This is a genomic window from Emticicia sp. TH156 (assembly GCF_002855535.1).
Taxonomy (GTDB): domain Bacteria; phylum Bacteroidota; class Bacteroidia; order Cytophagales; family Spirosomataceae; genus Emticicia; species Emticicia fluvialis.
Genome location: NZ_PKRS01000008.1, coordinates 226,393 through 252,897, shown reverse-complemented (window position 1 = coordinate 252,897; position 26,505 = coordinate 226,393). Strand labels below are relative to the sequence as shown.

The window sequence follows — 26,505 nt, the reverse complement described above, 5'->3', positions numbered from 1 at the left end:
GTATTTTACGCTTTATTTTGCTATTATAACCTAATTTGATTCTTCTTCAGCCAAATCGAAATCCGGCGTCCAAACGGGGGTGCAAAATTCCTAAAAAAAGTGCACTAAACCAAACATCGGCCAATAAATTATTTACTTTTCCAGAGGTTGGCCAAACCAACTTGTTCATTACACTGCAAACCGTTGGACGAATCCGTTCCGGTAAGGCCTAAAAACTTAAGGTGCAGGACGATTCCTTGTTACCTTGCAGCGATTCCTGTAAAATTCATAGCTTTCGGAGACTGTTCTGAATTAATATTTACGAACGAGTTCGGTTATTCTTACAGTCAAAGTTAAACTGGTTTCCCGAATGATTCGAGACTTCGTTTAACCAAATGAGAAGTGCTCCGTTTTTAATTGAGGTGCAAAGGTACAGATTTTTTTCAGCCTGCAAAATATATCCTAAAAGTTTTTCAATTATTTTTCTTGTTATCAGGTATTTAGGTTATTAAAAGCCTTTTTGCCAACCCTATTACAATACTGCTGTTAAAGAGGCCCAATACAGACCCGTGATTTTTTTATCCAAAGTAGTGCATACGTAATGTTTATCGAGCCCACAGTTTAAAATTCAATGCTAAAAAGCAGCAAAAAAATAATTGTTTTAAATATCGAAAAACTAAAGCCTGGGTCTCTTAAAAAACTTGAGATTGCAGATGGAAAAATAAATGAGGCATTAATAATGACAGAGAAAAATAGGGGTTTGATAACCTCCTGCCCCTATCCTGCTACTTCAACTTCACCGTCCAGACCTCAAACCTTGTTTGGTTGGTGTTATAGATGAATAACTTATTATAAGCCTCGGAGTATGACAGCGCCGGCAGGGCACTGGCAGGTAGAGGTTTATCGCCCAGCATTTGGCCTTTCAGGTTGAAGAGGGTGTTGTTCTTTCCGTCGAATATGGCAATGAATCGCAGGTCATTACCTAAATCGAAATAACGAAGCTGCGACTGCATGAAATTGGTACTGCCTATTTCCAACACCGGGTTGCCCTGCTTATTGTTTATCATTAAAGAGGTAGGCGTTCTTCTGGCTATCAACCAGTCTTTATGGTTCTGGTCGAAAATGACTTCAAAAACGGTTGCTTTGTTTGGTCTCTCCAATTGAATGCCCGACCCATTCAACGAGTTGCCTGTCATATTTACTTTTATTATCTCGCCGGTTACCGAAACCAGCGTTATTAGCGATTGTCTCCCCGGCCCTTCTTCAACTATCATTTCCAAAGGCCTTGAACTCAGCGGAACCCTCGGGAAACCGCTCAGAATTGGGCCCTGCTCATAAAATACAGTAAGTGTACCGTCTTGCTGCAACACTGCCAGATACGTGTTATTTTTATATTTAACGGTCTGTATCTGTATAATATCGTACAAATTCGCCGGGGTATTCAAACGGCTTATGCGCTGGGTTTCTTCATTTATTATATAAATATTGCCTCCCTCATCAGCTACATAAATTTTAGTTTCACTAGATGTTACCGCCTTAATTTCTCCCTTAAATTGAATGTCGGCATAATTGGCAACAAGCCCTTTCTGGTTTTCGCGGGTAAAAAATACCAGTTGCCCCGGCGTAGTAGCCAGGTAATGCAATGTACCGTTCTGGAAATAGTCAGTAGGCAATAAATAAGGGCTGGTAATTGCCTGTCCAATTGGCACTTTATTAATTTCTGTGGCTGAACTGCTCACCAGCACAACCTGGTTATCTTCCTGCTGCAGCATTATCTCTTCTGAAGCACTGGCGGCGTTGTTTATAACAAACGGTTTGCCCTTAAATCTGGCGCTCATGTTCAGGCTATCCTGCAAGAAAAAACGATTGACCAAAACCTCTTTCTGCGTCTGCGGGATTTTCTCAATCAGCACCTTTGTGCCGAAAGTGTTATTGATAACAAAGTTTTCAAAGGCAATAAACCTTAAAGACTTGGCACGCTGCTCATGTTTTATCACGGAGTTACGCCACTTCTGAGGCAGAGAAAAATAAAAGTTGTTCCAGATTCTCTGCGGACTGATGATAGCTGTTACCTGCGCCTGAGGGCGGAGTTTCTTTACAAAGTCTGTATACACGCCAGACCTCGCCCAGGTTTGTCCCGTGTTCAGATTGTTCAGATACTCCCGCATGGCTTCGTCATCGCTGGCCAGCACTATGTAATCTCCAATCTGGGTATAATAGCAATCAGGAAATCCCCGGAAGAGTGAGCCAAAGAGCAAAGCAGGAAGCTGACTTATCTGAATTTTACGTACATAGTTATTCAGGTAGCTAAAGGGTTTGGGTTTAAAGTAAGACGAGAGCTTTTCTGCATTTGCGGCCAGGTCATCAAACATATTCATGGCTTCTGCCTGGTCTTTTGTTTTTATCAGAAGTATTTTTCGTGATGCTTCGTCTGTAGAGGTTTCCATTTCACACAGTACCAGTTCATTCTTTAGTACCCGATACAAACTGCCCAGGTTTACATTCAAAAGCCGGTTAAGACTATCTTTTTCAGCCAGAAGCTCTTGCTCATTGGCCCGAAAATAGTTGTTTAGGTCTTTCTCCAGCTTTGCCGGGTTATGAAAACTCAGACGGAAAGTAATTGACGTATTAACAGGTATTAAATCAGTACAGGTAAGTGGTTGGGGCATCTGCTGGCCAAAAATACCTAAGAACGGAATGGTGCTGGTTCCTTTTGAATATATATAAGCCGAAACCGTATTAGGGCTTACCGGCTTTTCAAATACCACATCAGGATTGCGCGGCGTAATGTTGCTGAAGAACTCTATCAGATTCGGCGAAAGTTGCGACGGTAGAATATCGGCAACATCGCGAAGGTTTTTACTTTTGTAATAAATATGCGCTATGCCCCGCCGGGTTTCTTTAAATGGTGAGTTCTCAAGCGCCCCGCCAGACCTGATTCTGTTTACCACTTCTTCAAGCAAAATTTTAGAACCGCTACAAATAAGATAATCATCATGAATTAAAAAATTAAAAAGCAGCCGGTTGTTTACGTTATACAGTTCTTCAATTCTGATACCCTTGTAGGTTCTTCCGTATACTTTTCTTTTAGTGGGGTCTGGTTTTAGAAGCTGATTAAGAAATTCCGCATCACCAAAAGCTCCGGCCGGTATATAAACTATGTATTCCAGATTCTTTTTGGTTTCGCGGTGCAGCGAGTAAGTAATCAGCTTTTTATTAAGGAATTTCTGCGCTGTGGTGTTTGTATCTACATTTTCTCCTATTAGTTTCAGCGGTTGCAGGGCGTCGTAGAAAAACGGGATGTCGGCCAGTTGCGTTGAATCAATACCGTCTCTGCTGAACAGCGAGTGGTGAATCTGCGAACTTTCAACTATCAAAAAGGCGTTATCCGGAATATAATTCCAGGCATCGCTTTTGGGGGCAAGCCAGATACGGTAAACCAGAAACAAGGCAATTAAACCCAAAAAGGCATTGATATACCACAGGTATTTAGGTTTTATCATATTGAAAGCTACGTAAATTCAATTATCAGCCGGGTTATCTTGCTGTGCAACTTCCAATTACAGAAGTTTACAGGTAGATTTGCAAAAGTAAATAAATTTAATTCAATTTTTTTGGAGCCAACCCCATTTTTGAGAGGCAAAAACGATTAAATGGTCAAACTTCAACACAAGACATGGTTCAGTCAGACACAATATGTGCATTAGCCACGCCTCAGGGTATTGGCGCCATCGGGGTTATCAGAGTTTCCGGCGAACGGACATTTGAAATTGTCAATAAGGTTTTCAAAGGAAAAGACCTCATGAAGGTAGAGTCACACACCATTCATTTTGGTACCATCAGAGATTATGCCGATGCGCCGGAAGGTAAGATAATTGATGAAGTATTGGTATCGGTCTTTAAAAACCCCCGAAGCTTTACCAAAGAAGATGTAATTGAGATATCGTGCCACGGAAGCGACTACATTATAAAATATATACTAAAACTGCTGATACAAAACGGTTGCCGGATGGCCAAACCCGGTGAATTTACGCAGAGGGCTTTTTTGAACGGGCAGTTTGATTTAGTGCAGGCCGAAGCAGTGGCTGACCTGATAGCGGCTGACTCGGAAGCAGCACATAAAACGGCTCTCAATCAGATGCGCGGAGGTTTTTCTACCCAGTTAAAAGCGCTTCGTGAGGAACTGGTACATTTTGCCTCGCTGGTAGAGCTTGAACTGGATTTCGGAGAAGAAGATGTGGAATTTGCCGGAAGAGATGATTTAAGGAAATTGATATTGAAAATTCAGAATTTTCTGAAAAAACTAATTGACTCGTTCGACTCCGGCAATGTAATCAAAGAAGGGATACCTGTAGCTATCATTGGCCCACCCAATGCAGGTAAGTCTACCCTGTTGAACGCCCTGCTGAATGAAGAAAAAGCCATTGTAACCGACATAGCCGGCACCACCCGCGATGTAATTGAAGACATCCTTTTTATAGGTGGCACCAAGTTTCGTATCATTGATACCGCCGGCATACGCGAAACAAAAGATGTGGTAGAAAGCATAGGCATTGAAAGGTCTAAACAAGCATTGGAAAAGGCAGAAATAGCAATTATGCTTTTTGAAAATGAGCCGGACAGACAGTTTCTAGCTGACACATTTGCCGATATGCTCACCGGCAAAACCGCCATTTGGGTAAGGAATAAAATTGATCTGGTGAATGATGAATCCTTCGCTATGGTAGCAGCCCCTACCCCTCATCATGAAGGGGGGGAAAGTGAAGAAAAACCCTCTTCGATAAAGAAAGGGCTGGGCGAGCTGACAGGCACGCAAGTAAACATCAACATTTCCGCCAAAAACAATACAGGCATCGACATTCTGAAAAATACGCTGGCAGACCAAACTAAACTAAAAAAACAGGCCGATACCATGTTAACAAACCTGCGGCATTATGAACACCTGGCCAAAGCACATGAAGCATTAGATGAAGTATTGAAGGGATTAAGCCTTGGAATAACCGGAGACTTTCTGGCTCAGGATATCCGGCTGTCACTCTATCATTTAGGAGAAATAACAGGCCAGATTACCACCGACGATTTACTGGCCAATATTTTCAGTAAATTTTGTATCGGGAAGTAAGAACCAAGCTGTCAGCCAAAACTACCTCTGATATAATTTTTTGTAAGCTCTTGTTTTGGTTGATTAAAGATCATATCGCAGGTGTCATATTCAATCACTTGACCTAAATACATAAAGGCCACTTTGTCTGAAATCCTTTGCGCTTGCTGCATATTGTGTGTTACAATTATTATTGTATAGTTTTCCCTTAGCCTCAGAATTAATTCCTCAATCTTACCGGTGCTGATTGGGTCTAAAGCAGAGCAAGGTTCATCCATCAGAATAACTTCCGGCCGAAGCACAACAGCGCGGGCTATACATAATCTTTGTTGCTCTCCGCCGGATAGTTTTACGGCAGGTTTTTTCAGTTCATCTTTTACGGCATCCCACAGATAACTCTCTTTCAAGGCATTTTCAATCAGGTGAGGAATCTGCTGCTTAGGAAATTTATGAATATGAAGTGCATAAGCCAGATTATCATAAATGCTCTTGGGCAAGGGATTAGGTTTCTGGAAAACCATACCAATCCTCTTTCTGATTTCAGTAACCGATACCTTTGATTTATACAAATTCAAATCATCCAGATATAAATCGCCTTCAATCTTTGCATCAGGCGATAAATCGTGCATCCGGTTAAATGCCCGTAATAGCGTAGATTTACCACACCCCGACGGTCCGATTAAAGAAGTAACCTGATTTTCAGGAAACGCTATATCAACATCTTTGAGTACATGTTTTGAACCGAAGTACAAGTTCAAATGTTGACTTGACAATTTAGCAATATTCATAGCTTAGTCTTTGGTTCTGTTTCTGAATCGGATGACAAATGCAAGTATATTCATTGCAAAAATTAGTAAAATCAATACAACTGAGGTGGCATAAGCTAATAGTCTTACCTGCTCAATGGCATGATGCTGGGTAGAGAGCATATACAAATGGTAGGGCAAGGCCATAAATTCCTGATTTAAACTGGTAGAAACACCATTGATATAAAAAGCAGCCCCTGTAAATAGAATAGGGGCGGTTTCACCTGCGGCCCTCGACAAAGTAAGAATAATCCCTGTAATAATTCCTGAGAGCGCCTTGGGTATCACCACATCTCTGATGGTCTCAAACTGTGTGGCGCCTAAAGCCAAGGTGGCTTCGCGCATACTGTTGGGTACAGTCTTGAGCGACTCTTCGGTGGTTGTGATAATATATGGTAAAGAAAGCAGGCCAAGTGTTAACCCTGCCGACAATACAGATGTACCCAAATGCATTGATTGAACAAACAAAGCCAAGCCAAAGAGTCCGTAAATGATGGAGGGTATACCGGCCAGATTCCTTATTGAGGCACGGATAATATTGGTCATCAGATTTAACCTGGCATATTCATTTAAGTAAACGGCGCAGGTGATACCCAAAGGCACAGCAAATAACGTGGTAATAAAGGTAAGCAAAACAGTGCCGGCTATAGCAGGAAAAACACCGCCTTGTGTCATCCCGTTGGTTGGATATTCTGATATAAAACCCCACGAAACAGCAGGTAAACCTTTACTGAAGATATCCCAAAGAATTATACCCAGAAACATACAAACCAGAACGGTGCTTCCTAAAAGAAACAACCAGTTAATAAAATTGACAATCTTCTTATTCATCCCTGAAATTTTCTTAATCGATTGGCCAGGTATTCGCCCATCAGGTTAATGCTGAGTGTCATCATAAAAAGCACCATAGCTATTGCAAACAATGCAAAGTAATGGGTTGTTTGGTATGGAACCTCCCCCATTTCAATAGCAATGGTAGCAGTAATAGTTCGAACAGAATCCAGAAAGCTCTTAGGCGCTACCGATACATTGCCTGTAGCCATCAGCACAGTCATAGTCTCACCCAAAGCCCGACCCAACCCGAGCATTACGGCAGCAATCAGCCCCGGGGTTGCAGCAGGTATGGTTACTCTGAAAAGGGTTTGCCATTTGTTTGCTCCTAAAGAGATTGAAGCTTCTCTGTGACCTTGAGGAACCGCATTAATTGCATCTTCACTAATAGTTATAATAGTAGGTAGTGCCATAAAAGCCAGCAGAATAGACCCATTCAGGGCATTCAGGCCATTCTGAATTGCAAAAATCTTTGAGATATTTGGCCCTACCAATACTATTCCCAGAAAGCCTATGGCCACCGACGGAATGGCTGCCAATAGCTCAACAACAGGCCTTAAAATCAACTGTAGTTTTTTTGGAGCAAACTCTGATAAAAAAGCAGCTGTAAAAATTCCTAACGGAACGGCAATAATCATTGACCCAAAGGCTACAAAAATGGTACTGATGATGAGTGGAAAAATACTATACTGATTGTCGGGGTCCCATTGGGAGCCTGTGAAAAAATCTACCGGACTGATGTTCAGAAAAAAAGAGATGCTATTTATTAAAAGCATAAAAAATATACTTACCAATAACATAATTGTAATGAGACCGGTTGCTTTAAAAAGCTGCCTGAAACACCAGTCGATTCTTTCTCTTCGATTCATATTTTTCAATCGTTGATAAGTTTTGCCGGATAATATCCCGACTTCATTATGATAGCCAGGCCCTCTTTTGTCTTTTCATAATCAAGAAAAGGCTTCACTTTCTGATAGTCCTTTTTTTTGAAGAACTGATATAATGGTCGTTGAAAAAAGTACTTTCCGGAAATAATTTTCTTTGCATCCAGCGGTGAAACAGCTTCACCGCCATCAGAAGTATAGATTTTTAATACTTTTAAGCCTGATCCACTCTTTTGCTTCATATACCCTGCGCCTACATAACCTATACCTGAGGGGTCAACTTTAATGCCTTCAAGAATCTGGGCATTGCCATTCATCTGTTTGGCCAAGGGAGAAAACCGTATTTTTAGCGATTTCTGTATGTACTCATGTGTTCCTGAATTACTTTGGCGCCCGTAAATGTTAATCGGAATATCTGAAGAAGTCAGCCTGTTCCAGTTATTCCATTCACCACTAAGTACTCTGGCCAGTGCTTGTGTACTGATTGAGTCAATAGGTAATTGGTCAGATACAACAAAAGCGATGGCGTCCTGGGCAAAAATAAATGATGATATTTCCAGGTTTTTTGCCTTGAAAAGAGCCAGCTCCTTTTCGTTAATATCTCTTGAAGAATTAGCAATATCAGCAGTTCCGTTGAGCAACGATGCTATTCCCAGCCCAGACCCTCCTCCGGATATGGAGACCAGCAATTCAGGATACCCGTAGTGGAAGTTTTCAGCCAGCACAACGGCAAGATTAACTTCTGTATCAGAGCCTTTCACTTTAATTGTATTGTCATGCTCTGCACAGCCAGAAATGATCAGTATGACGAGAAAAATCAACTTGCGCATCTACAAAGTTGAATTAATTATCTACTATTGACAATTCTTCCGGATTAACTGTTTGTTATATTTTGCGTAAAACAAAGATACCCGAACCTATATAAGTGTTAATTGGTTTGGTTTAGTGGCACATACCATCAGTTTTTCTTCATCAAGTATTATCCCAATACTTTAAAATATACCTTTTTAAATAATCAATTGCATTAAAACAACAATATTACAGATTATTAATCTACTAATTTGGTAGATTAAATAGAACTAGTATATATTTGCCAATCCTTATTCTTAAAAGCATTTTATGCAAACACAAAACAATTCTACTATGCAGAAAATTCTATTACTAGTTTTTGGAGTTATCTTTTCAGTGCAAACAATTGCGCAAGATAACCCCACCATTAATGCCAATGTAACTGGTAAGGTGATAGATGCCGTTACTAACGACCCCCTTATTGGCGCCACGGTGTCTATCAAAGGCACAACCAATGGCGCACAGACAGACGCCAACGGAGAGTTTAAGTTAATAACCGGGCAAAAGCTACCTTTTACACTAGTTGTCAGCTATATCGGCTATCAGAAAAAAGAAGTGGTAATTACCGAGCCTACGGTGGAAATCAGACTCGATGCTACGGCAAATCAACTATCAGATGTGGTAATTACCTCTCGCCGTCGTCAGGAGTCAGCGCAGTCAGTACCCATACCTATATCTATTGTAAGAGGTGTAACCGTTGAGGACGCAGGTGCATTTAATGTAAACCGCCTGAAAGAATTAGTACCGACGGTTCAGCTATATGCTTCTAACGCCCGTAACACTACTTTAAACATCCGTGGTTTAGGCTCAACCTTTGGCCTGACTAACGATGGTATAGACCCCGGCGTAGGTTTCTATGTAGATGGCGTCTATTACGCACGGCCGGCCGCTACTGCCCTCGATTTCATTGACATAGAGCAGGTAGAAGTACTCAGAGGCCCACAGGGTACGCTCTTTGGTAAAAACACTACCGCAGGCGCTTTTAACATTACTACACGCCAGGCAAGTTTTACACCCGGCGCCAGCTTTGAGTTAAGCTATGGTAACTTTGGCTATATTCAGGCAAAAGGCTCAATAACAGGGCCGTTAAGCAAGAAATTGGCAGCCAGAGTATCATTTACCGGTACCCAGCGCGACGGGTTGCTTTTTAATGTAAGCAAGCAACAATATATAAACGATATCAATAACATCGGGCTGCGGGCGCAGTTGCTTTACGCGCCCAGCGATAATGTAAAAATAACCTTTATCGGAGACCTGACCGAACAAAAACCCAATGGCTATGGCTGGGCTGTGGCAGGTGTTGTTACAACCAAAAGACCGGCATACCGCCAGTTTAATGCCATCATTGCCGATTTGAATTACAAGTTGCCTTATTCAAGTGCTTTTGAAAGAAAAGTTGACCTGGATACGCAATCGAAGGCTGATAATAAATTTGACGGTGTTTCTGCCAATGCAGACATCAAAATCGGTAAAGGAACGCTTACCTCAACCACAGCATACCGCTACTGGAAGTGGGTGCCTTTGAACGACCGAGACTATACTGGTCTGCCTATCTTTACTATTTCTTCTGGCAACTCGGTACACAAACAGTGGTCTCAGGAAATCAGATACTCCGGACAAATCTCTTCAAAATTAAGTGGGGTAATCGGTGCATTCGGACTTTGGCAGGACCTGAAGTCTGACCCTGTACAAACCGAAGAAGCTGGTTCAGCTCAATGGCGTTTTGCCCAAAACTCTACCAGTAACTTATGGAAAACACCGGGATTGTTTGATAATTTCGGAATCAGAACAACCAATCGTATTCAAAGCACCAGTCTGGCTATTTTTAGCCAGGTTGACTGGGCCATTACCAGCAAAATCCATGTATTGCCCGGCGTAAGATGGAACTACGATAAAAAAATAGCAGACTACAAACGTGAAACTTACGGTGGTTTACAAACAACAGACCCTGCCTTGGTTGCCCTAAAAAATGGTATTTATACCAATCAGGCATTTAATACAACAGTAAACGAAGATAACTTTTCAGGCCAGCTAACTTTGCAATACAGAGCCAGCGAAAAACTCAATGCGTTTGCTACTTACTCTGTCAGTTACAAACCGGTTGGTGTAAACATTGGAGGTTTGCCAACTGCAAGTGGGCAGGTGCTGATAGACCTGGCCAAGGTAAAGCCAGAATTTGTTTCTCACAAAGAGATAGGTATCAAAACCAAACCGTCAGCCAATTCAATTTTGAACCTCGTATTTCATGATACCGACATTAAAGACTATCAGACACAGGTACAGACACCCGAGCCAGGCGTAAACAGAGGGTATCTGGCAAATGCCGAAAAAGTAAGAGTTATTGGTGTTGAGTTAGATGGAAACATCAGACTTAATAATCATTTCACAATTAATGGCGCCTTTGCCTATACCGACGGCAAATACATCTCTTTCAAAAATGCGCCTGTGCCTTTAGAAGAGGTTGGTGGCCCTCAGGCATTTAAAGATGTTTCCGGAGGCCAGCTGCCGGGTATCTCTAAATGGGCAGGTTCATTAGGTGGCGAGGCTACAACAAAAGGTAGATTACTAGGCTTAAAAGGCAATTATTTTTTAGGGCTTGATGCCTACTACCGTTCAAAATTCTCATCTAGCCCGTCTCCATCACAATACCTGAATATTGAAGGATACACACTAACCAATGGTCGGGTGGGTTTCAGAGCATCTAACGGAATCACATTCTTTGTATGGGGCAGAAACCTGTTTAATGTTGACTACTACGAGCAACTGCTAGCGGCCCCGGGCAGCGCTGGTAATTACGCCGGTATTGTGGGCGACCAACGAACCTATGGAGTTACATTGCGATACACTTATTGATATAAAAAATAAAATAATCGATGCCAGTATTCTGGCACAGAAGGGGATACGGCGCTGCCGTATCCCCTTCTGCTATTTTACATTTTAGCGATAGTTTCAAAAGCTTTTGAAATCCATGCAAATCAACTATTTAAAAGCGCATTTGCTAAAATCTGGTGCCGTTAAATAAAAAAACCACAAAATAAAGTTCAAATATTTTGCAAAATAATCACATTTTATTTTCTTTGAATTACACTTAGCTGAGAGACTATAATTGATAATATCTTCAGAGTTATCTTTTCTTTTACTCTTGCAAATTACACATCATAAAACCGGAAGCTAACTATTATTAGAACCGGGAAATTAATTTGAATTACAAAAATATCGCTGTATTTATTTTAACCTATAAACTTTTGTTGAACTAATTATAATTTCTCAATCATATTTGGCTCTTCCCATTACGCCTTCAACTACTCACTCGTTTCTATGAAGCTGTGATTGAATGTGCTATGCCGGAATCAACCAGAACACTTAATTTTCATTAGAACTGACCAAAGGCTTAGCGATGGATTATCAGGATTGAAAATAACTATCAACAACCAATGAATGATATTCCGCAAGAACGTGAAAGGTTTACCAAGTATTAGTTTTACTACTGAAAACTCCGCCAATTTCAATAAATACCGATAATTAACTTTTTTGTAAGTTAACCTGAATAGAAAAATGGAGGAATACACAGGATCTATAAAAATGTATGCTGGCTCATATCCACCAAGAGCAAATTTCTAATTGGAAGAATAAGTATTTTTTAAATACCAGGGTAAGTCTGAATGAGTTTCAGGAAAATTTATCATCGTTTTCTTCCAACATTGCTGCATGGATAATTCTAAATATAGCTGTTTTTATTTTTTTAACCTTAAACTTTTGTTGAAATATGGATGAATTCTTAGGTGTTATCAAACCGTTTGCAGGTCTCAGTTATGTACCTGTTGGCTGGCATCTTTGCGACGGAACACAGTTGCCCATTTCTGGCAATGAAGCGCTATTTGCAATTATTGGCTATACATACGGTGGCGATGGCAAGACCAAATTTGCCTTGCCTAACTTACAATGCCGGGCAGTTATAGGACCCGGACAAGGACAAGGGCTAACTAACAGAGCTATTGGACAGATAGGAGGCGCTGAAAATGTGGCAATCACTCAAAGTACATTCCCAGCGCATACACATACTTCTTTTGCACTTAATGTTGATGCTGATTCCAGTAACCCTTCCGATCGTTTTTTAACCAAAACCCTCGTTGACAGATATTGCATACAACAAGGCACCGATACGGAAGTAAAAATGGGAAATGATATCATTTCTACAGCCCCTGGCGGGAACCTTCCTCATGATAATATGCCTCCATTCATGGCTATCAATTACATCATTTGCGTACAGGGTATCTATCCTGAGCGTCCGTAACTAATTGTACAGCAAAATCAATACATAATTAAGCTCCCTTAACAGATTAAATCAAATGGAAGAGTACGTTGGAACTATAAAAATTTTTGCAGGCGACTATGCGCCCAGGAACTATATGAAATGCGAAGGCCAGACGCTGCCTATAATGACATATCAGGCTCTTTTTGCTTTATTAGGAACTACCTATGGCGGCGATGGCAGAAATACCTTTATGCTGCCCGACCTGAGAGGCCGCCTAATCGTTCAAACGGGAAAAATGCCCGGCAGCCCTAATAACAGACAACGTGGTGAAAAAGGAGGTCAAGAAAAGGTAACCCTTACCCTTAGTAACATCCCACCTCATACGCATACTTACAGCGCGCTATCAGGCAATCGCGAATCTCCTAACCCTCTAGATAATTACCTGGGTAATACTGCCAGTGCTTTTTATGCACAAAAAGCCCCAGCTGATAATTTAGTAGCTATGGCACCAGGGGCAGTAGGCACCATTGGAGGGCAACCTCACGAGAATATGCCACCCTTCATAGTACTTAATTATATTATATGCACCTATGGATTCTACCCTCCAAGACCATAACGTAACCATTACTCTTTTAAACCATTATTAAATCGTTCGGAAATTATCAACTTTCCTCAAGAATCTGAATATCATTTGATTAAAAACAGCTTGATGATATTTCTAACAGATAAATACCTGGCTACTTAAGATTAAAACAGGGTGCATGTTAGTAATAATTACGGAATCACTTTAAACTATTTAAAAACATGGAAGAATACATAGGAATGATAGTGGCTTTTCCTGGCTACTACGTACCAGAAGGTTTTATTGAATGTAACGGGCAGTCACTTCCCATATCACAGTTTCAAGCACTCTATTCTTTAATTGGCACTTATTATGGAGGCGACGTTAATAAACAAATTTTTAATGTCCCTGATTTAAGGGGCCGCTCTATTATTGGTGCCGGGAGCGCGGCAGGTTTAACTTCACATAAACCCGGGCAAACTGGTGGAACAGAAATGGTAACGCTTACTCAGATGCAATTACCCTCGCATAATCACCCGTATAATGCGCTAACTGGCCCTAGAGAAAGTAAAGACCCCAAAAACAACTACATTGGCACCGCGGGCGGAAACTTCTATGCCAAAAAAGACCCCGCTGACACCCTGATAAAAATGAACAATCTAATGCTTGAAGCAGCACCGGGTGGCAGCCAACCGCATAATAATATGGCTCCTTTCTTAGGTATAACTTATGGCATTTGTGCTAACGGGGTGTATCCGCCAAGGCCATAACGAGGTTCGTTAGAATCGGCTCAATTGGAAACTCGTAAAAACAGAGATTGTATGCGATTTAAAAGCGCTCATTTACCAACAGCCTATTAATGGACAACTGAATGCCTTTCACTTAAGCAATTGCATTTAAGCAAAATATAATTAAACAACCATCTTAGATACTTAAAATATGGATGAATATATAGGTGTTATTAAACCTTTTGCAGGTGTTACGTTTACACCAAGGTTCTGGCTACCTTGCGATGGAAGAATACTATCCATTTCAAACTACCAGGCTCTGTTCTCAATTATAGGCTTTAGATTTGGCGGCGATGGCGTAACCAACTTTGCCTTGCCTAACTTACAATGCCGGGTTGTTATAGGCACCGGACAAGGTCCGGATCTAACAAACAGGACTCTTGGTCAGACAGGAGGCGTTGAAAATGTAACAATCACTCCAAGTACATATCCTGCGCATACACATGCCTCCTATGCACTTACTGTTGATGCTGATTCCAGTAACCCTTCCGATCGTTTTTTAACCAAGACCCCCAATGACCGATATTGCATAAAACAAGGCACCGATACGGAAGTAAAAATGGGAAATGATATCATTTCTACCGCTCCGGGTGGGAACCTCCCTCATGAAAATATGCCTCCATACATGGCAATCAATTACATCATTTGTGTAGAGGGTATTTATCCAGAACACGCATAACATATTGAGCAACATCTTTCAGCTTTGTTATTAACCACCCTTAACAGATTAATTGAAATGGAAGAGTACATAGGAACTGTAAAAATTTTCGTTGGCGATTTTACCCCCAAATATTATTTAAAATGCGAAGGCCAGATACTGCCTATACAGAAATATCAGGCTCTTTTTGCTGTATTAGGAACAACTTATGGCGGTGATGGCAGAACTACATTTATGCTGCCCGACCTGAGAGGCCGGCTAATCGTTGATACGGGACCATCGCGTGAAAGCCCTAAGTACAGACAACGGGGTGAAAAAGGAGGTGAAGAAAAGGTAACGCTTACCCTTAGTAACATCCCACCTCATACGCATACGTACAGCGCGCTATCAGGCAATCGAGAATCTCCTAACCCTCAAGATAATTACCTGGGTAATACTACCAGTATTTTTTATGCACAAAAAGCCCCAGCTGATAATTTAGTAGCTATGGCAGCAGGGGCAGTAGGCACCATTGGAGGGCAAGCGCACGAGAATATGCCACCCTTTATAGCCCTTAACTACATTATTTGCACTACTGGATTATATCCTCCAATGTCATAACCATTTTTTTTAAATCCATTTTCAAATCATCCGGAAATTATCAGCCTTCTGGAAGGCTCTCAACAAAATATGATTACGAACAGCTTAAGATTTTTCTAACAGATAATTACCTGGCTACTTAACATAAAACAGGGTTCATATAAGTAATAATTACGGAATCACTTTAAACTATTTAAAAACATGGATGAATACATAGGAATGATTAAAGCATTTCCAGGTCGCTACGTACCAGTAGGCTATCTGGAATGCGACGGCAGAAAACTTACAATAAACTCCCAGTATGCCGCCCTTTTCACCCTAATCGGTACAACTTATGGTGGAGATGGAAAGACTTACTTTAATCTGCCTGATTTAAAAGGTCGCTCAATTATTGGTGCAGGCCAATTAGGTAAAACATCTAGAGAACCCGGGCAAGCTGGTGGTGAAGAAATGGTTAGGTTGACTCAGAATGAATTACCCCCGCATACTCACCCATACTATGCGATAACCGGCCCCAGAGAAAGCAAAGACCCCACCAACAACTACATCGGTACCGCAGGGGGAAACTTCTATGCCAGAAAAGATGCTACAGACACCCTGATAAAAATGAACGATAAAATGATTGGGGCAGCGCCGGGTGACTACCAACCGCATAATAATATGGCTCCTTTCTTATGCATTACTTATGGCATTTGCGTTGATGGGATTTATCCTGACAGACCAGACTGAAAATCAAAATAAATTTATAAATACAGAAAAACCATGGAAAATCAATTGGAAATCCAACCAGAAAAACCGGAAAATGAAGTGCAGGTAAAAAAAACATGGGTAACACCTGCCATGCGAGCACTTAATACTACTATAAACGGTTTTGGCACAGGAGATAGTGAAGGCGGTACTGGTGTTCCATCTTAACCAGGTAAGCAGCAGTTAAAAGGGAGATTACATCAGTCTCCCTTTTTAGGCTTTCAGGCGTCTTAAGTCTATCTAATATTTTTTTTACATCCACCAAATCGCATTCAATATCTGCAGGCAGGCCATCCTCCAGAAGTTGATTAATAAAAACTTTGTTTTTATATCTTAAATATGGTATGACTGCCCCGGTTTTGTCGTCCCTTGAGATTACGTACTTTGGCAATATACTATGTAAAGATTTCCTGATGAAATTACGTTTTACTTCTCCGGGTCTGAACATTTCAGCAGGCAATTGTATCATAAACTCTAATAATCTGATATCGGCCATCGGGTAACGGCACTCGCTGTTAGCTCTCAAAGCATGCAGATTCTCTGACTCAAACCGCAATGAAGTAAAAGGCCTCATGATTCTTGAAATCATGAAGTGTTTATATGATTTTACATCAATGCTATATTCTTTGGCGGGTAGATCTTTCAAGCGCTCGGCCTTGAGAAAATCTGAATCAATTTCTTTGGCTATAGACGCCTTATTCATCTTAAAACCAAACAATCTGCCCTGCAAATACCTGAACAACGATTTGTAAACAGCTATGTCAAATTTCAGAAGTTCTTTCATCACCCTGGCAGGCCTGCAACTATACCAGATATCCCACATCCATCGGGTTCCATAATCGGTTACAAATTCATCTCCCGAAAAACCACTGAGTTTTACCCGGCAACCGACGCTTTGCATTGCTTCATAAATAGCATTCTGCCAGGTAGTATATTGCTTGTTCAGCCCCCCATGTACGCGAATGGTCTCCTGTAATTCATCCTGATAATTAGTAAACGGATGCCTGTTTAACTTAAAAATGTTCTTTTTATTGAACCCGAATGAATCTAAAAGTTGATTCTGAATGTATTCTTCCTCCACTATCTCCTTCTCAGCAAGGACACGCCCCTCATCTGATTGTACCAGAGAGAAAGAATACAGGTTTTCAAAAAGAGATTTTTTGGCAGAAAGTACCACATTGGCCATACAGGCAATTGTTGAAGAGTCAAGCCCTCCACTTAGTTCAAGCCCAACGCCAAAAGATTCTATCCCACGTAACCGGCATCTGACAGCTTCAAAAAACAATTGATAAAATTCGCGGTAAGCTAGTTCTTCATCTACCGGTTTTTCAGGGAAACACGGCTTTAGCTCCCAGTACTTTGTAATCTGAACTCTCTCATTAAAATAAAAAAGATAATGACTTGGTTCTAAGCGGTAAACATCATGATAGCACGTATGCTTTACATTTAGATATTTTAAGATATATGAACCATGAAGCAACCCGGCAACGTAAGATTTCTTATAGCTTAAATCAATAAATGGCAATTGAAGGAAAGCGTTCAGATCACTCGTAAAAAGAATAAGATTCTGCTGGCACGTATAAAACATGGGCTTTACACCCAGATGGTCTCTGGCCATAAAAAGCGCTTTTTGTTGTTTATCCCAAACCACAAAAGCAAAATCGCCTATAAGATGCTTTACACAATCATTCTGATACGCTGTGTAAGCAGCCAATATATATTCGTGGTCAGAAGCCTTTAGGGGGTCATTAATTTTTAATTCTGAAGCCAGTTTTTCCCGGTTATCAATTCTGCAACTGGCAGCCATTACATAGCGGTCGTTCTGAACTATGACTGATGTGTTAAAAGATTCGGGAGTATTAAAAAGAAACTTATTACATATATAAATTTCATCAGACTGATAAACACCCTCGGCGTCACCTCTGAAAAAATTCATGGCTTGATACATCTTCAATCCAATCTCAGAAACAATCATTGTATCATCGAGACTTAAACAGCCAAAAAATTGTGACATATCGGTTAGTCGCAGCAATTAGTTATAGAAAGAATTCTAATTTTAAACTAAAATTACGTAATTTGTAAATAAAACGCAACCACGCTCAATGACTATTAATTATATAGCTTACGGACTACCCATTGTTTCTGAAATTGATTTACCAGGGTTTGTACCGCTTTCTGATACAAACAACCCGCACAAACCATTAGTTGTTAAAATTGGCAAAGTACCTGTTAAACTGAAAAATGAGCCAACAGTAAAAAAGCCTTTTTCTACCTTCAACGAAACGGAGTATCTTCTAACAATGCCAGACTTGGCCCGTTATTACGTACATGATGGAGAAGAAATAATAATTGAACCAGAATGTAACCTGCAGAATGACATTCTGCTCTATTTTTACTCTAATTGCCTGGCAGCAGCATTGTATCAACGCAATCTGATTCCTTTTCATGTATCCGGTGTGTTTATTGATGCCGCCAGAGTTGTCCTTTTTGCGGCTCCGTCTCGTATTGGCAAGTCAACAACCTCATTGATGCTTCAGCAAAAAGGATACGCTCCTTTTACTGACGACACCGCCATATTGAATATAGAAAACGGCAAATGCTTTGCCTATGCTTCGTATCCGGTTATGCGCTTATGGGAAAACACGCTAAAACATCAACACATCCTGAATGAATCTGAAAAACAATTGATAAGAAGTGAGGTTTCCATCGATAAATTTGCGTTTTCGTTTCATGACCGCTTTGTTACAGAAAAAGTTGAAGTTGCCGGAATTGTAAACATGAATATCGAAGGTAATGACATAAAGATTAAACGTCTGGTTCTGGCTGATGCAATAGAAGCGCTTTCAAATAATATTTACAGAAAACAATGGGTGAATGGCATGAAAAAAGAACTGGTTAAGTTCAGACATTTAACCGGCGTTACAAAGGTTTTGCCATCATGGAACGCCTTAAGACCTAAAAATAAACCCACTTTTTCTACCTTTGCCGATGCAATAGAATCTGAAATTCTGGAACCATTAAAGCATGATGCCCTTATTTTAAGCTAATGAACTTTAAAGTTATGAACTCAGGCTCTGAATCCGAAATGAATCCAAAAATAGTATGGCTGGCCTCTTATCCCAAGTCAGGCAATACCTGGTTCAGGTCTTTTCTATCTGCACTTATTGGTACCAGAGAACTAGACATAAATAATCTGGAAACAGATGGTATCTTCTCTGGCAAGAATAACCTTGAAATGGCATTAGATATTGATTCTGACTACATTAACCAGAAAGAAGCTGAGAATTACAAGAGAATTGCATTCAGATATTTATCTGCCGAAAACTGCAGATTATTGTATGTCAAAATCCATGATGCCTTTACATATTCAGAATTTGACAAACTGCCATTGGTTCCTGAAGAACCTACAAAAATGGCAATTTATTTAATCAGAAACCCCCTTGATATTGCTGTATCCCTGGCCAATCATCTTGATGATTCTATCGATAATGCCATCGAAAAATTTCTGACAAATCAGAAAAGCTCATTTGGCACAACAAAAAACCTGGGTATAAAACAATTTTATCAGCCATTGGGTACGTGGTCCGGGCATGTAGAAAGCTGGCTGAAACACCCGTCATTCCCGGTCCATTTTATACGTTATGAAGATTTAAAAATCAGGCCGTTTGAAACCTTTAAAGCCGCAGTAACCGCTATAGGGCTGCAGGTAACTGATGAAAAAATACAGGAGGCCATTGAATTGACGAAGTTCGAAAAATTAAAGAAACAGGAAGAACAAAGCGGATTTAAAGAAAAGCAAGTGCCTGACAAAAGTTTCTTTTTTAAAGGAGAATCAGGTCGATGGAAAGAAGAATTAAGCACTAAACAGATAGAAAAAATAAGAGAAGCAAACCAGCCCATGATGGAACATTTTGGTTATTGGTAGCGCTCTGCCAACACTAATATTATGTACGCAATAAACGAAAACAGAATTTTATTGACTGAACTCGGTGACGAGGGGATTTTATTTGACCTTCAAACCAATGATTATGTATCTTTGAATGAAACCCTTTTCAAAATAATGAAGGGAATAGAACAAGGAAATAATATTGATGCTATTATTGAGCAGTTATGTAATGAATTTCAGGTGTCTGAAGCTGATTGCCGTGCTGATGTTAATCTGGCTCTGACAGAACTGGAAGCAAAAACTTATATTGTTAAATGCGTTTCTTAAAAAAAACAAGAGCATTTTTCCGTTGGAGCCTGAGGCGTAAACTATTGTTGGCATTTACTGTCCCTCTGTCTCTCTACAGCTTTTTTCTTTTCCGTTTTTTTCAGTCAAACGCCAGATTCGGAGAAAGAAACAAGCCTGTTGATATAGATAATAACGTTGATATGCAATTGGTGAGAGACATCAGCATTGTTATTAAAGTTGTAGCCAAATATAGCTTCTGGAACAACGTCTGCAGGCATCAGGCTTATCAGGCAAAAGTACTTTGCCGGCTATATGGCATACCCTATAAAATTTATGTGGGTTTTAAGAAGAATGAAGCAGGCGCCATAGAAGGCCATGCCTGGACAACGGTAAACGGCCAATTTGTAACCGGCTTTTGTGTAGTTGAAGATTATGTAGTACATAGCACATTTGCCTGATTTAAACTGCCTTCATAAGAAAAGCGAGAAAGGATTAATACCCTTCTCGCTTGCCTACCTTATTTCTTCATTTTGTTTTCAAACAAAAAAACTCCGTTTTTATTCGCAACCACCAGGTCAACCTTCTTATCGTTGTTCATGTCGCGGGCTACTATATTCAGCCCTGCACCAGAATCATTATCAATTACATGTTCTTTCCAGTATGGCGCTTTACCGGGGGTAAACTCAAACCAGAGCAAAAACGGAGCGTCGGCATCGCCGGGGTCACGGCCATGGTGCGCCAGAAATCTCTTACCTGTGATATACTCTGCACGGCCGTCGCCATTCAAATCTGCCATGATAGAAGAATGCGTTTGCGCAGTTGTGGTACTCATAAGGTGTGTAATAAAATCAATCTTGCCGTCTTTTTCTACCTGCTCATGAAACCATATACCCAGTGCATGGGCAGAGGCGCTCACTACATCATTCCGGCCATCGCCGTTTACATCTAATACCTGCATGTGCGAGCAGGGTTCGCCCAGATTAGCCGGATGAAACCTCCAGTTACCTGCCTTGTTGTCTTTTGTTCCTTCAAACCAGCCTTCACGTATTACCACATCTTTGATACCGTCATTATTGATATCGCCAAAGCCTATACCATGCGAGAAAATTTCAGTACCCGGAACATTTTCTTTACTGATGGCATGGCGCTTCCAGGCGGTTTCTCCCTTTCTGGTTGGGGCTTGTAGCCATACAATCTGCTTTTTGGTTTTGTCTCCGCAAAGAATATCCAGCCTGCCGTCGTTATCTATATCAATAAATCCGGGCGATTCGTTTGCAATACCCATAGAGTCGGCAATGATATGCTTTTCCCATTGGCCAGGTCTGTTTTTGGGGTTTTCGAACCAAAAACCGGCTTTCCCTGGAAAATCAATAATTACTACATCATCCCAGCCATCCAGATTCACATCCATACCCAGATTAAGAAAAGATTCACTGTATTCTTTTCTGGGGTCAAAAGCACGAGATGGGGCCATTTCATGGCGTTTCCAGTCTGGCGCTTCAAACCAGTAATACCCGGCTATAATATCCAGCTTGCCGTCTTTGTTTAAATCGGCTACTGCCACACCCTCTGAAATAAAGTCTGACGTGATTTTGGTTTTCTTGAAATCAGTTGAGGTAAAGCTTTGGGCTGAGGCATTCCCTATAAAAACCACACCTGCCAGCCAATATACCCAATACTTTATATTTTGTTTTAATTGCATATTCTTACTGTTTTATGAATGGTAAAATTAATGAGACGCCTCTTCACTTTCATGCTGATGCACCTGTGCGGGGTTTAGCACTTTATTGATTAACTGATGGTTTTCCTGACTGGCTTTTGTTTGTACTCTGGCCAGTTTACTATCCAGTTCTTTCAGAAGCGCTTTTGATTCGGCGGTATTCAGGGCGCCAGTGCGTTGAATGGCATAGTTCAGAAACTTGGGCAATCTGCTTCTTTCTGCCATCTGAACAAATCTTCTGGCATCAACTGCCGCTAATGGCTCGGCTGCGTACCAAACCATCAACGGCAGGTTATGGTCTGCTTTATCGGCAACCTTTTGAACCAGTGCGTCCACCACTTCCCATCTTAGGGCTGGTTCAATTCTCTGCATGGCAGAGGCCAGATACAACCTTACCAAAGCCGAGTTATCGGTTTTTGCCATTCGCACCAATTGCTTCAGGGTTTCCGGCGAAATATGGTTGTCTTCAGCCAGTAACTGAATTGCCCAGCTCCTGATGTATTCATTCGGGTTTGACAACAAAGCAACTATATCTTTTTCTGAAAGGCCTTTGGTTACATGTAATGCCCAAAGTGCTCTTAGTTTACGGGTTACATCAGGATTTCTGGCCAGAATTTCCTTCAATGCCTCATGAACCTTGGGATTTGGCCCGCGCTGCTGCAAAATAGCTCTGGCCTGCCTTACATACCATTCATTCGGGTTCAACTGATAGCTCACCAGCTCCAAATCTGTAGCCTTAGATAAATCTACCTGTACCCATTTGTCGTTTTCATGGGTAATCTTAAAAATCCTTCCCATTGTTTTATCGTGCACATCAGGATTTGAACTATGGCACTGGTTTTTGTCATACCAGTCAATAGCAAAAACAGACCCGCTTGCATCATACTTAAAATTAAGCCACTGCGACCAACTATCGTTCATAACCAGGAAGTCCTTGTTGTGTGACGCCACATACCCCGAACCAGAGCGGGTTAGCTGGTCAACATTCAGCCTTGCTCCGTTGATATTATTCATAAATATCTTGTTTCTGTATTCGGCTGGCCAGCTGTTACCCAAATACAACATGGCACCAGCATGCGCATGGCCCCCACCTGCAGCAGCAGACCTGAAATTACCCGCATGCGGCCCCCTGTCGCCCAGCCAGTGGCGATGGTCAGCAATGGTAGTGATGTCATCATAAATATAAGGGTTAAAATGCTTACCCGCCTGGCGGAAGTACCTTGCCCCCTGAATGATATGATACATGTGCGGAATAACACACGCTGTTATAAATGGATGCCCGTAGTCGTTGAAGTCAAGCCCCCAAGGGTTGCTTGACCCCTCGGCAAATACTTCAAATTTCTGCGTTGTGGGATGAAACCGCCAAACACCTGCATTGAGTTTTACCCGCTGGTCGTCAGGCGTACCGGGTTTACCAACTTTTGAGTGAGTAAATACCCCATGCGTACCATATAACCAGCCGTCCGGCCCCCACCTGAAACTATTCAGTACTTCATGTGTGTCTTGTGTTCCCCAGCCATCCAATAATATTTGTGGCGAGCCTGCGGGCTTATCGTTTTCAGCATCTAAAGGCACATACAACAGATAAGGAGCAGCACCCAACCAGACCCCTCCCATGCCCAGTTCAATACCACTTACCAGGTTAAGGCCCTCCATAAATATCTTTCTTTTGTCTAACGTGCCGTCGCCATTGGTATCTTCAAAAATCAGGATGCGGTCTCTACCCTGCCCTTCCGGAGCCGGAACCGGATAAGTATGACCCTCTACTACCCAAAGCCTGCCTTTCCAGTCTATTGTAAAACAAATCGGGCGTATAATGTCTGGTTCGGCTGCTGCAAGGCTTACCTTAAACCCTTTTGGGGCTGTCATGGCTTTGGCGGCTTCTGTTCCTGAAAGACCGGCATTCAGAACGGGGTCTAGTGGGGGCAGGATAATAATATCTTTCTGTTTCAGCTCATTAGCGAAACTGGGGCGGCTGGGATAAAACAAAAAGTTGTCGAAGTTTATGTGTGCCCAGATATCGTTAGAGATATAGGGTATCTGCGATATGCCGGTTTCATTGTCTACAATTCTGATAAAAATGTTTTTGTTCAGATACGGTCTTAAATCAACAACAACCGGTTGCAGCGTGGCTCTGCCCTGCCCTGTTGAATGAAAAATCACTTTTTTAGTGTCGGCCAATACAAGTTCTACGCGTGTATCCTGCAAGGCCCCTCCAGATACCCTGAAAGCAGCATAAGGCTGCGTAACTTTAAAAGGTACCGAAGTAAGTGTTCCGGTCAACTGATAATTTCTGGTTCCGCCACTGCTTAAAAAGTGTTTGCCTTCAAAGCCAATCACCATGTCTTTTTCATGCACCGGCGATGGCTCCTGACTAAAAACTGCATTGGCAAATGCATTTCCGGTGGCTGTCCAGTCTTTTAATGTGCCCGTCTCAAAATCAAGGTTTAGCGGTTGGCCGTCTTTCATAGGCAACTTACCTACGGCAACAGCTTCAGTAATGGGTCCATCCACCACTTCCAATTTGCCCATCATACCTGCTGCACGGTGCCCTGGTACTGTGCAATAATAGATGTCGCTTTTTTCAGCCTTAAAAATGATGCTGGCTTTCATACCTTTTTCAGATACAGTTTTACTTTTCACGCCAGCTTTTTCAAGTGCTACGTCATGGGTCATCAGCTCGGTATTCACTATAGTAATGCGTACAGTTTTACCTTTAGTGGCTTTCAATGTCGGATTTCTGGTGCCATTTTTAGCAAAATAGCCCAGCATGCTGGCTTCAAGGGTATAATCAAAATCAACTTTTACGGTGTCCTGCACAATTCTGGCTTTTGTAGGCAATTCTCTGGCATTAGCGCCGGGTCCTCTCAGCATAAATACCAGCAAGGGTAAGAAGAGCAGATGGGATTTTTTCATAGTTAACAAGGTTGAATATAATTATTAAAATCAGGTTGAGTTTTTTATGTTGAATCGTTATTGGGTGGGTTAAAAAAATATATTCATTAATTCAGCATTCGCTAATTCTCAATTAGTCTGGTAGCTCTTCAAGTGTTACATCTTTAAAAGCCACCCGTGCGGCACCACCACCATGAATCTGAAAACCTATAAGGCCTGACTGCGGAATACCGGCATTAGGCTCATAGTAATCTACCGTCTGCTTGCCATTTACATATAATCTTATGTGGCGTTTTTCGGCTCTTATTTCATAATCATTCCAATCGTTTTTCTTTATCCATTTCAGAACCTTTATAGAATCGGGACTTATCAATGTTTTATTCCTTCTTGATTCATCATACAAACCGCCCCAGAATCCTTCTCCCCAATCAGCCTGATAGCCTTCCATTTCGTAGGGTGGATTCACGAGGCGTTTACTTCTGAACTGTATGCCTGAATTGATAAAACCTTTGCTGCCGGTTAGTTTTACCTTCAGTTTCATGATAAAATTGCTATAAGGGCGAGTAGTACAGAGGAAATTGTTATGGGGCACTTCTTTATCTGTAGCGCCGCCAATCAGCATCCCGTTTTCAATGCGCCAGGTATAAATTGTGTCGCCCTCCCAACCTTTGAAGGTTTTGCCATCAAAAAGCCTGACAGGTTTTTTTTTAGATTGAGGTATGAAGCCCATCAGACAAAAGCCGACGAGTGCCAGAAAAACAAGAAAGGATTTCATTTAAAGGTCTGGTTAAAATGGCGGAGCAATGCCTAAAATTTGGCAGCTTTGTGCAGAATAAATACGCTTTGAAATTTTTTAAGATACTCCGTTTCTCAAAGTTATGATTCTGGGATTAATTTTCAGCGCAAAATTTTTATTTTTTCAGAATAACAGAATTTATCTCATCACTTGCCTTAAATGTTCGCTATCAGCATGTTATGAAACCAATAATTGAACCAGCGTTTGCACAAGCACAATAATTGGGAACCAGGCCAGGCCACTGCATGGGTTTAATCCCGGTTTGCTGCATCAACAGTGATGATGCTGTAATGTATATTGCTGGAAAGAAGGGAGCTAAACGGCTAAGTAAGATAAAGATGGCCGACCATTTAGTGGTTCCGGTTTACACAGGTAAGAGACAAAAGATGCAAAAGCAGAAAAAAGAAGTAATAGATACAGGAAAGAAAAAAGGGTGACAGGGAATATTCAAAGATCTGCCACCCTTATACTTTAAGAGTATAAGCTGTAAGATACGGTTATCACATTCAAAGGCTGGATTCCGGTCTAGTTAGTTGATTCACCACCCGCTTGTTGAGTTGCTGCTTCTGCTTTTTGCTGTTTCAGCATTTCTCTTTTCAATCTGCGCTGTTCTTTTCTTTTGGGCCAACGGGCAGCTTCATAAGCAGCCAGTTTTTCTTTATTTAATTGGCGATACTCTTTGGATTTTTCTCTTAATTCTTCGCGATGCTCAATTGCATATTCCCTTGATCTTTGATTAAGCAATTCACGATGTTTCTCGCGATACTTTTTGTGGTATTCTCTTTGATACTCGCGACTTTTCTTGGCCTTTTCTTCTGGGGTCATGATAATAAAAAAGTTCTTGACAAATAAAAATTGTCCGTTTTTTTGATTAACAACAC

Annotated in this window: 22 protein-coding genes; 12 read left to right on the top strand and 10 right to left on the bottom strand. The window is 41.2% G+C overall.

What is annotated here, in order from left to right; translation table 11 throughout:
- Window positions 1–764: 764 nt before the first annotated feature.
- Window positions 765–3,482 (bottom strand): hypothetical protein, encoded by a 2,718-nt coding sequence (locus tag C0V77_RS16315; RefSeq protein ID WP_101727410.1) that lies wholly within the window; start codon window positions 3,480–3,482, stop codon window positions 765–767.
- A 173-nt stretch (window positions 3,483–3,655) separates the two neighbouring features.
- Here C0V77_RS16315 and mnmE point away from each other — a divergent pair, with 173 nt between their 5' ends.
- Entirely contained in the window at window positions 3,656–5,101 is a 1,446-nt protein-coding gene (mnmE, locus tag C0V77_RS16310; protein WP_101727409.1) for a tRNA uridine-5-carboxymethylaminomethyl(34) synthesis GTPase MnmE, read from the top strand.
- Between the two features lie 11 nt (window positions 5,102–5,112).
- Here mnmE and pstB read toward each other — a convergent pair whose 3' ends face one another.
- The 4 genes from pstB to C0V77_RS16290 are packed head-to-tail and all read right to left on the bottom strand — an operon-like array spanning window position 5,113 to window position 8,431.
- Window positions 5,113–5,868 carry a phosphate ABC transporter ATP-binding protein PstB gene (gene pstB / locus C0V77_RS16305; RefSeq protein WP_101727408.1) on the bottom strand — a complete coding sequence of 252 codons (756 nt, stop codon included), beginning with the start codon at window positions 5,866–5,868 and terminating at the stop codon, window positions 5,113–5,115.
- A 3-nt stretch (window positions 5,869–5,871) separates the two neighbouring features.
- Window positions 5,872–6,717, bottom strand: a complete 846-nt coding sequence (gene pstA, locus C0V77_RS16300) for a phosphate ABC transporter permease PstA (RefSeq protein ID WP_101727407.1) — start codon at window positions 6,715–6,717, stop codon at window positions 5,872–5,874.
- Complete coding sequence (gene pstC, locus C0V77_RS16295) at window positions 6,714–7,586, bottom strand: phosphate ABC transporter permease subunit PstC (RefSeq protein ID WP_101727406.1); 873 nt, start codon at window positions 7,584–7,586, stop codon at window positions 6,714–6,716. Before pstC ends, pstA begins: the two co-directional genes overlap by 4 nt.
- A gap of 5 nt (window positions 7,587–7,591) precedes the next feature.
- Window positions 7,592–8,431 (bottom strand): PstS family phosphate ABC transporter substrate-binding protein, encoded by an 840-nt coding sequence (locus tag C0V77_RS16290; protein WP_101727405.1) that lies wholly within the window; start codon window positions 8,429–8,431, stop codon window positions 7,592–7,594.
- Between the two features lie 313 nt (window positions 8,432–8,744).
- Between C0V77_RS16290 and C0V77_RS16285 the strand changes: the two genes are divergently transcribed.
- The 7 genes from C0V77_RS16285 (at window position 8,745) to C0V77_RS16255 (ending at window position 16,021) form a co-directional block, all read left to right on the top strand.
- Window positions 8,745–11,303, top strand: coding sequence for a TonB-dependent receptor (locus tag C0V77_RS16285; protein ID WP_101727500.1), 2,559 nt, complete (start codon window positions 8,745–8,747; stop codon window positions 11,301–11,303).
- A 913-nt stretch (window positions 11,304–12,216) separates the two neighbouring features.
- Window positions 12,217–12,744, top strand: coding sequence for a phage tail protein (locus C0V77_RS16280; RefSeq protein WP_101727404.1), 528 nt, complete (start codon window positions 12,217–12,219; stop codon window positions 12,742–12,744).
- A 55-nt stretch (window positions 12,745–12,799) separates the two neighbouring features.
- Window positions 12,800–13,321, top strand: coding sequence for a phage tail protein (locus tag C0V77_RS16275; protein WP_101727403.1), 522 nt, complete (start codon window positions 12,800–12,802; stop codon window positions 13,319–13,321).
- A 188-nt stretch (window positions 13,322–13,509) separates the two neighbouring features.
- Window positions 13,510–14,037 carry a phage tail protein gene (locus C0V77_RS16270; RefSeq protein WP_101727402.1) on the top strand — a complete coding sequence of 176 codons (528 nt, stop codon included), beginning with the start codon at window positions 13,510–13,512 and terminating at the stop codon, window positions 14,035–14,037.
- Window positions 14,038–14,206: 169 nt separating this feature from the next.
- Complete coding sequence (locus C0V77_RS16265) at window positions 14,207–14,734, top strand: phage tail protein (RefSeq protein ID WP_101727401.1); 528 nt, start codon at window positions 14,207–14,209, stop codon at window positions 14,732–14,734.
- Window positions 14,735–14,791: 57 nt separating this feature from the next.
- A complete protein-coding gene (locus tag C0V77_RS16260; protein ID WP_101727400.1) occupies window positions 14,792–15,313 on the top strand; it encodes a phage tail protein in 522 nt (173 codons plus the stop codon).
- 180 nt (window positions 15,314–15,493) lie between these two features.
- Window positions 15,494–16,021, top strand: a complete 528-nt coding sequence (locus C0V77_RS16255) for a phage tail protein (RefSeq protein WP_101727399.1) — start codon at window positions 15,494–15,496, stop codon at window positions 16,019–16,021.
- Window positions 16,022–16,151: 130 nt separating this feature from the next.
- On the opposite strand, the gene C0V77_RS16250 is transcribed toward C0V77_RS16255, so the two are convergent.
- Entirely contained in the window at window positions 16,152–18,053 is a 1,902-nt protein-coding gene (locus C0V77_RS16250; protein WP_101727398.1) for an asparagine synthase-related protein, read from the bottom strand.
- Between the two features lie 88 nt (window positions 18,054–18,141).
- On the opposite strand from C0V77_RS16250, the gene C0V77_RS16245 reads away from it, so the two are divergent.
- Genes C0V77_RS16245 through C0V77_RS16230 form a run of 4 tightly spaced genes read left to right on the top strand, consistent with a single transcriptional unit; the run spans window position 18,142 to window position 20,671 of the window.
- Window positions 18,142–19,086, top strand: coding sequence for a hypothetical protein (locus C0V77_RS16245; protein WP_101727397.1), 945 nt, complete (start codon window positions 18,142–18,144; stop codon window positions 19,084–19,086).
- On the top strand, window positions 19,086–19,964 hold the full coding sequence (locus tag C0V77_RS16240; protein ID WP_101727396.1) for a sulfotransferase domain-containing protein: 879 nt from the start codon (window positions 19,086–19,088) through the stop codon (window positions 19,962–19,964). Before C0V77_RS16245 ends, C0V77_RS16240 begins: the two co-directional genes overlap by 1 nt.
- 21 nt (window positions 19,965–19,985) lie before the next feature.
- Window positions 19,986–20,252, top strand: coding sequence for a PqqD family protein (locus tag C0V77_RS16235; RefSeq protein WP_101727395.1), 267 nt, complete (start codon window positions 19,986–19,988; stop codon window positions 20,250–20,252).
- Window positions 20,240–20,671, top strand: coding sequence for a lasso peptide biosynthesis B2 protein (locus C0V77_RS16230; RefSeq protein ID WP_101727394.1), 432 nt, complete (start codon window positions 20,240–20,242; stop codon window positions 20,669–20,671). Before C0V77_RS16235 ends, C0V77_RS16230 begins: the two co-directional genes overlap by 13 nt.
- A gap of 59 nt (window positions 20,672–20,730) precedes the next feature.
- Here C0V77_RS16230 and C0V77_RS16225 read toward each other — a convergent pair whose 3' ends face one another.
- From C0V77_RS16225 to C0V77_RS16210, 4 genes are all read right to left on the bottom strand, one after another.
- A complete protein-coding gene (locus tag C0V77_RS16225) occupies window positions 20,731–21,915 on the bottom strand; it encodes a VCBS repeat-containing protein (protein ID WP_101727393.1) in 1,185 nt (394 codons plus the stop codon).
- A gap of 27 nt (window positions 21,916–21,942) precedes the next feature.
- On the bottom strand, window positions 21,943–24,849 hold the full coding sequence (locus tag C0V77_RS16220; RefSeq protein WP_101727392.1) for a PVC-type heme-binding CxxCH protein: 2,907 nt from the start codon (window positions 24,847–24,849) through the stop codon (window positions 21,943–21,945).
- A 112-nt stretch (window positions 24,850–24,961) separates the two neighbouring features.
- Window positions 24,962–25,603 (bottom strand): DUF1080 domain-containing protein, encoded by a 642-nt coding sequence (locus tag C0V77_RS16215; RefSeq protein WP_101727391.1) that lies wholly within the window; start codon window positions 25,601–25,603, stop codon window positions 24,962–24,964.
- A 546-nt stretch (window positions 25,604–26,149) separates the two neighbouring features.
- Window positions 26,150–26,449 (bottom strand): hypothetical protein, encoded by a 300-nt coding sequence (locus C0V77_RS16210; protein ID WP_101727390.1) that lies wholly within the window; start codon window positions 26,447–26,449, stop codon window positions 26,150–26,152.
- Window positions 26,450–26,505: the final 56 nt, after the last annotated feature.